7 protein-coding genes are annotated in these 7,127 nt (G+C 42.2%); 4 read left to right on the forward strand and 3 right to left on the reverse strand.

Annotated features, from left to right (window positions below):
* Position 1 precedes the first annotated feature (1 nt).
* From ACSFVZ_RS19430 to udk, 3 genes are all read right to left on the reverse strand, one after another.
* On the reverse strand, positions 2–727 hold the full coding sequence (locus tag ACSFVZ_RS19430; protein WP_135926699.1) for a substrate-binding periplasmic protein: 726 nt from the start codon (positions 725–727) through the stop codon (positions 2–4).
* Positions 728–885: 158 nt separating this feature from the next.
* Positions 886–2,109, reverse strand: coding sequence for a NupC/NupG family nucleoside CNT transporter (locus tag ACSFVZ_RS19435; protein ID WP_135926700.1), 1,224 nt, complete (start codon positions 2,107–2,109; stop codon positions 886–888).
* Positions 2,110–2,127: 18 nt separating this feature from the next.
* Positions 2,128–2,757 carry a uridine kinase gene (gene udk / locus ACSFVZ_RS19440; protein ID WP_135926701.1) on the reverse strand — a complete coding sequence of 210 codons (630 nt, stop codon included), beginning with the start codon at positions 2,755–2,757 and terminating at the stop codon, positions 2,128–2,130.
* A gap of 191 nt (positions 2,758–2,948) precedes the next feature.
* Between udk and ACSFVZ_RS19445 the strand changes: the two genes are divergently transcribed.
* The 4 genes from ACSFVZ_RS19445 to ACSFVZ_RS19460 all read left to right on the forward strand — a co-directional run bounded on the left by ACSFVZ_RS19445 (position 2,949) and on the right by ACSFVZ_RS19460 (position 6,667).
* On the forward strand, positions 2,949–4,178 hold the full coding sequence (locus tag ACSFVZ_RS19445; RefSeq protein WP_135926702.1) for a phosphopentomutase: 1,230 nt from the start codon (positions 2,949–2,951) through the stop codon (positions 4,176–4,178).
* Positions 4,178–4,879 carry a purine-nucleoside phosphorylase gene (deoD, locus tag ACSFVZ_RS19450; RefSeq protein ID WP_036972525.1) on the forward strand — a complete coding sequence of 234 codons (702 nt, stop codon included), beginning with the start codon at positions 4,178–4,180 and terminating at the stop codon, positions 4,877–4,879. The genes ACSFVZ_RS19445 and deoD overlap by 1 nt, the downstream gene beginning before the upstream one ends.
* 211 nt (positions 4,880–5,090) lie before the next feature.
* Positions 5,091–5,831 carry a ferredoxin--NADP reductase gene (locus tag ACSFVZ_RS19455; protein WP_435559452.1) on the forward strand — a complete coding sequence of 247 codons (741 nt, stop codon included), beginning with the start codon at positions 5,091–5,093 and terminating at the stop codon, positions 5,829–5,831.
* 71 nt (positions 5,832–5,902) lie between these two features.
* Positions 5,903–6,667 carry a nuclear transport factor 2 family protein gene (locus tag ACSFVZ_RS19460; protein WP_435559453.1) on the forward strand — a complete coding sequence of 255 codons (765 nt, stop codon included), beginning with the start codon at positions 5,903–5,905 and terminating at the stop codon, positions 6,665–6,667.
* Positions 6,668–7,127 lie beyond the last annotated feature (460 nt).

The following is a 7,127-nucleotide window of genomic DNA, read 5'->3' on the forward strand; positions in this document are numbered from 1 at the left end:
GCTAGTTTGTTGTCATCATCACGTTTTGGTATTGGGTTGTTTTTGAAACCTCAACAAACGCTTGTTTAAGCGCCTTAATGTAGCTTGGCTGCGTATTTAGGCTCGCAGCTAAATAACCTTTCATAGTTAAAAAGTCGATAGCGTAAGCAAAGCTAAAGCGAGCCTCATCTAGTGCTAGCTGCTCAGCCATTGCACTTATATAATTTTTATCATCAATAATTAAATCGACCTTGCCCGCCATTAATAACTGATATGATTTAGTGATGTCTGAGGTATATACCACGACATAACCTCGCTCAGTTAAGCGTTGAGCCGCTAGGTCATGTCGTTGCACGGCAATCTTGTATTGTTTAGCCTGCTCGTTTGAGGTGATGTTTATATCGCTGCGAGAGCTTAATTTAACAAAGCCCATTTGATAAGTTGCTATTTCTCCAATCCAATGAAATAGAGCTTCTCGTTCGGGAGTTTTAGCCATGCTAAAAATAAGTGTGTTCGGTTTCTTTAGTGCCATGTTGTAAGCACGTGCCCAAGGATAGAGCTCAATATTTGCCTGTAAATTTGCTTTAGCAAAAATAGCTTTGACTAACTCGGTGCTGTCACCTGTTACTTGATTATTAATTAACGTTTGATTTGGCGGAGAAAGCTCAGTGACAACCGTAAGTGTTGGTGTACTGAAGGCAGGCCAACTGAGAAAAAATATCAGTATAAAAAGTTGAAAACGGTTCATGCGGATACTTAAAAAGACTTAGTAAATAAATCTTAGCACATAAAAACGATAAAAGGGCCTTGCGGCCCTTGGTGAAGTATCGTTCAAGTCAGATAGACCTTTAACCCCTTAAAGTTCTATCCTATTGTTTTGCAACTACGGCTCATCTCATTAAGTTTCTAAGCTAGCGAGAGGAAAAAACCTGCAATTGCTGCACTCATGAGGTTAGCCATAGATCCTGCTAACACTGCTCTGAGCCCTAAGCGTGCGATATCCTTTCGCCGACCAGGCGCCATACCGCCCAATCCACCTAGTAAAATTGCTATCGATGATAAGTTAGCAAACCCACATAACGCGAATGTGACAATCGCTTGTGTGTGCGCGCTTAACGTATCGCGATAATTAATAAAGTCGAGGTAAGCAACAAATTCGTTAACTACAACCTTCTGACCTATAAAACTGCCTGCGATTACTGCTTCGTTCCACGGTACACCTAATAACCATGCCACTGGAGCGAATACGTAACCTAAAATTTCTTGTAGCGTTAATGTTGGGTGATCAAACCAACCACCAATACCGCCTAATAGCCCATTTAGAAGTGCAATAAGTGCTACGAAAGCAAGTAACATCGCACCTACATTTAGTGCTAGTTGCATACCGTTTGCGGCACCTGATGCTGCTGCATCAATTACGTTAACCGGTTTTTCTTCTTGTATCTCTAAATCTGCTAAATCTTCTTTTGGTGTTTCTGTCTCTGGCACAATCATTTTTGCCATCAAGAAGCCACCAGGTGCTGCCATAAAGCTGGCTGCAATTAAGTATTTAAGCTCTACACCAATTGTTACGTAACCTGCCATAACTGAACCAGCTACGGTAGCAAGGCCACCTACCATTACCGCAAATAGCTCTGACTTAGTCATGCTGGCGATAAATGGTTTAACAATCAATGGTGCTTCTGTTTGGCCAACGAAAATATTGGCGGTTGCAGAAAGCGATTCAGGGCGCGAGGTTTTCAATAGCTTTTGTAAGCCGCCGCCTAGAATCTTAATTATCCAATCCATCACCCCGATGTGATACAACACAGCAACCAGTGCTGAGAAGAACACAATAACGGGCAATACTTGTATCGCAAAAATAAACCCTAAGGTATCTTGCGATGCCAGTGAGCCAAACAAGAAGCTAATCCCGTCATTGGCATAACCAATAACTGATGACACTCCTCGAGACATACTTGCCAGTACGTTTTTACCCACTTCGAAGAACAAGACAAAGCCACCAATTAGCACTTGTAGCAAGAAGGCGATGCCTACTGTTCTTAAATTAATTGCTTTACGGTTCGTTGAAGCCGCGAAAGCAATGGCTAGTAGCACAACAATGCCTACTAAGCTCATAAATGTCGTCATACTGACTATTTCCCGTTGTTATTGTTGCAGTAAATATTTTATTTTACTTTTAATTATATCAATGGCAACGCGATTCATACCGCCGCGTGTGACTACGAGATCAGCTTTGTGCTTTGATGGCTCAATAAACTGATAAAACATAGGTCGCACTGTCGCTTGATATTGATCAACAACGGACTGTAATGTTCTGCCACGCTGCTCCATATCTCGTTGCATACGGCGCATAAGGCAGATATCTAACGGTGTATCAATGAACACCTTAATATCAAATTCTTTTCGAAGTGCCGGATCACTCAGTAGCAAAATACCTTCAACGATAAGTACTTTTGCAGGTGCCACTCGACGCGATTCATCGCTGCGGGTGTGCATTGCATAGTCATAAGTTGGTACGTCTACTGATTTTCCAGCGCGCAACTGAAGTAAGTGCTCATGCAAAAGCTCATGCTCGAAAGCATCAGGATGGTCGTAATTTGTTTGCGTTCGATGGTCAAACGGCAAATGCGACTGATCTTTGTAATAAGCATCTTCTTCGATCACTGCGATCGCGCCCGGTTCAAGCTCATTGACTAATTCGTTATAAATCGTCTTGCTAAAAAGAGACTTGCCCGACGCAGATGCGCCAGCAATAGCTATAATTGTTCGTGTCACTAAAGTTCTCGCCCACACAGAAGGAAACATTGTTAGGTAGATCACAATAGCAAAAAAGACACGATTAATCTCTTTTGCTTCGCTTAGAGATGCAAATTTATAATGTTTCTGTTTTATGAAACAGGACTTATGTCCTGTACCAAAAATTCGAAGAGCATATAAAGTAGCCACATATTGATAACGAGGTACCCATGGCAAGAGCACTTATCTTAATGGCAGATAGCCTAGGAATTGGCGCAGCACCCGACGCAGAGAAGTTTGGTGATGTAGGCGCAAATACCTTTGCTCATTTACTTAAAGCCTATGCAGAAGAAACCGGTGAGCAGTTATCGCTACCTAATCTTACCCGTTTAGGTTTAGCTGATGCATGCGAAGCCGCAGGTAAAGAACCTTGTTTAGTCAGTGACCGCCAAGCACCTATTGGCGCATGGGGTTACGCTAAAGAGTTATCAAGTGGTAAAGACACGCCTTCGGGTCATTGGGAAATGGCCGGCGTACCTGTGTTATTTGATTGGGGTTACTTCCCAAACACACAGCCGTGTTTTCCACAAGAATTTGTTGACGAGCTAATTGCTCGTGCTGGTATTCCGGGCATTTTAGGTAACTGCTATGCCTCAGGAACAACCATTTTAGAACAACTAGGTGAAGAGCACATGCAAACTGGCATGCCGATTTGCTACACCTCAGTTGATAGCGTGTTTCAAATAGCCGCGCACGAAGAATCATTTGGACTGGAGAAACTTTATCAGGTTTGCGAAATCGCACGGGCGCTGCTTGATGAAATGAACATAGGAAGAGTGATTGCGCGGCCATTTTTGGGTTCGAGCCGTGACGATTTTGCCCGCACAGGTAATCGTCGTGACTATTCGGTGCTACCACCGTCGCCAACCTTGCTAGATAAATTATCGCAAGACGGCGGTGAAGTGATAAGTATTGGTAAAATTGCCGATATTTATGCGCATCAAGGCATCACCCAAAAACATAAAGCACCAGGGCTGATGAACTTACTTGAGAAAACCTCAGAAGTCATCGCAAGTGCACCTGATCATAGTTTGATTTTTACAAACTTAGTTGATTTTGATGAAAAGTACGGTCATCGCCGTAATGCAGTCGGCTATGCTAAAGCATTAAAAGAGTTTGATGATTACCTACCAACCATCTTAAATCAGCTAAATAGCGATGATGTGTTAATCATCACTGCCGATCACGGATGTGATCCAACAGCAGCAGGTACTGACCATACACGTGAATACGTGCCAGTACTTGCTTACCAACCGGGAATGACAAACACCCCGCTTGGAGAACGAGCTAGTTTTGCAGACATAGGTCAAACCCTTGCCCAGTGGTTTAATCTTCCTGCACTTGAATACGGTGATAGCTTTAAAGATGAGCTATTAGCGAACAAAAAAGGAAACCAATAATGAGTACTCCTCATATCAGTGCCAATGTAGGCGAATTTGCAGAAACGGTATTAATGCCGGGTGATCCGCTTCGCGCTCAATACATTGCTGAAAACTTTTTAGATGACGCAAAACAAGTAACAGGCGTTCGTAATATGTATGGTTTTACCGGTACCTACAAAGGTAAACCAGTGAGTATTATGGGCTCTGGGATGGGTATTCCATCAATGTCAATTTATGCCCGTGAATTGATTGTTAGTTACGGTGTTAAAAATCTAATTCGTATTGGTACCTGTGGCGGTATTGGTAGCGACATCAAAATCCGTGACGTTATCTTTGCACAAGGTGCAAGCACAGATTCAAATGTAAACCGTGCACGCGTGCGTGGTTACGACTTTGCCGCTATTGCTGATTTTGGTTTATTACTTAATGGTGTAAACGCAGCAAAAGAATTAGGCATTGAAGCAAAGGTAGGTAATGTATTTACAACAGATACATTCTATCAAGCAGATAACACATTCTATCAAGAATTAGACAAGCTAGGCGTACTTGCTGTTGATATGGAAACAGCTGGCATGTACGGCGTAGCCGCTGAGTACGGCGCAAAAGCGATGGCACTATTTACTGTTAGTGACCACGTAATCACTGGTGAAGCAACACCAAGTGAAGAGCGTCAAAGCACTTTTAACGAAATGGTTAAAATTGCTTTAGAATCAATTTAAATAAGTTCCTTGGTAACGTATTCACTGAAATTTGGAAACACGCCCAAAGTGAAGTGAGACTAACCTCAAAGCCGCATTTATGCGGCTTTTTTTATAGCTACTTATTTACCTCGCGTAAAATCCAGTTTGCATCTCGCAACTACCCCTTAAAACTTGAAAATTCAAGCAATTGTTGCCACCTTTAATAGAGGAACAATACTCGAGGGTTTGTATGTCTAATTGGATTGAAGCAAAAGTTAAAGACGTTAAATGGTGGACCGACTCATTATTTAGCTTAATTGTTAATGCCGATGTAGAGCCATTCACGGCTGGGCAGTTTACAAAGCTTGCAATGCAAGTGGGTGATAAACGCGTAGCACGCGCATATTCTTACGTGAACGCACCAAATAATCCTGATCTTGAGTTTTATCTGATTAATGTTAAAGACGGACAACTTTCTCAACAGCTTGCACAATTAAAGCCGGGCGACTCAGTGACAATTGAGCGTCGTGCTACAGGCTTTTTTACTCTTGATGAAGTGCCAAGCAGTGAACAGCTATATATGCTGAGCACAGGAACGGCGCTAGGGCCTTTTATATCAATATTAGAGCAGGGCGAAGTGTGGCAAAAGTTTGAGCATGTTCATTTGGTGCATGGTGTACGTTTTAACGAGGACTTAACCTATCAAGAGCGAATCAAAGCGCTCCAGCATCAGTACCCAAATCTTTACTATTCGCCTGTAGTCAGCCGAGAGTCAGCCACTGTGGGATTTAATGGCCGGATCACAGATGTGATCAAAGACCGTCGTTTATTTCAAGTTATAGACCGTCCTGTAGCTCCCGACACCACACAGTTTATGATTTGCGGTAATCCAGAAATGGTAAAAGATACTACAGCTATTTTGTTAGAGCTTGGTTTTAGCCGCAATAGACGTCGTGAACCTGGGCAGATCACAGTAGAGCAATATTGGTAAAAAACTATGCCAAACAGCTATAATTTGCTACCTTAGCGCCTTTATTGAGGCATGATGCATTTAGGAAAATTATGAAACCGTTATTTTTTGCCATCAGTTTACTATTCACATGGCAGGTTTTTGCTAGTGATCAAACTAGTGAACAAAGCCAGCAACAAACCGAACAAAAAACAGAAAAGAAAGATGTTGCACGTTTAGAATTTATTGAAGACAAAGCTACAGAGAGCGAAAGCTCTGCGGTAATTAAAAGCCAAACTGAAGTAACTAAACCAGAAGCCGTTAATAAGGACACTGAAAAAGAAGAAGCGGCAACCGCGACGGTTGCCGAAGCTGATGATAGTAAGGTAATAGGTTCTGTAAACCCGGCACCTGCTGCGCAACCTAAAACCGCAGCTGAAAAGCAAGAAGCAGTTGCTGAAGCAACAAAAGCTGTAAACCAAGCTAAAGAAGCCTTAACAGCCAAACAGCAAGAAAAAGCTCGTCAGTCACGAGAATCTATGGCTGTAATCGAGCAAGTTATTGCAGCGTACAACGCTCGTAATATCGATGCATTTATCAAAATGTATGATGAAAATGTAGAGTTTTATACGTTTCCAAATGAGCTTATGTTTACCGGTAAAGAAAAGCTAATTGCACGATACGGTATTATGTTTAAAAAATTAAAGTGCATTAAGTCTTCACCGATAAAACGCATTGTGCACGGTAATATAGTGATTGATCATGAACTATCAGAGACTTGTTCTGAGGATCCCAAAGTCGTTGATAAGCGAGCCGAGTTTGTAACTAGTTATCAAGTCGAAAACGGCAAAATAACCAAAGTGTTATTCTTCCGATAGAAAAAAGAGCAGCCTAGCTGCTCTTTTTTTATGGGTGAAAGTTAGTGGGTTCAAGTTAGCAAGAGTAAAGTTAGCAAGTTACAAGGGGAAAGATGCGAGTAACGAGGTAGCAGCGATTTTACATCGCGTCTTAGAACCTAAATCCTAGCGCCTATTACGCGGGATAAACCCGCTGCTACATGTAGGCGTGAAACTTGTTTCGCGCGTCTGACTGACCGCTCTTTTCTACGTTCAATTCGGCACTAAAGTACCTCCTACAATGCCTCGAACAAGGTTTTCATTGCAGAGAAAAACACTCGAACTAACCAACCCCGCCGTTCGACTGACATCTAATATCTGACCTCTAACGGCTAAAAGCCAGCGATTTTACATCGCGTCCTAGCACCTAGTACTCTTTCACATATATTTTGATCAGTTGCCCCTACTTAAATTCAGGTAACTGATCTTTTTCAATCAATAA

This window comes from Pseudoalteromonas nanhaiensis, assembly GCF_051235485.1.
In the GTDB taxonomy this organism is placed as follows: domain Bacteria; phylum Pseudomonadota; class Gammaproteobacteria; order Enterobacterales; family Alteromonadaceae; genus Pseudoalteromonas; species Pseudoalteromonas lipolytica_C.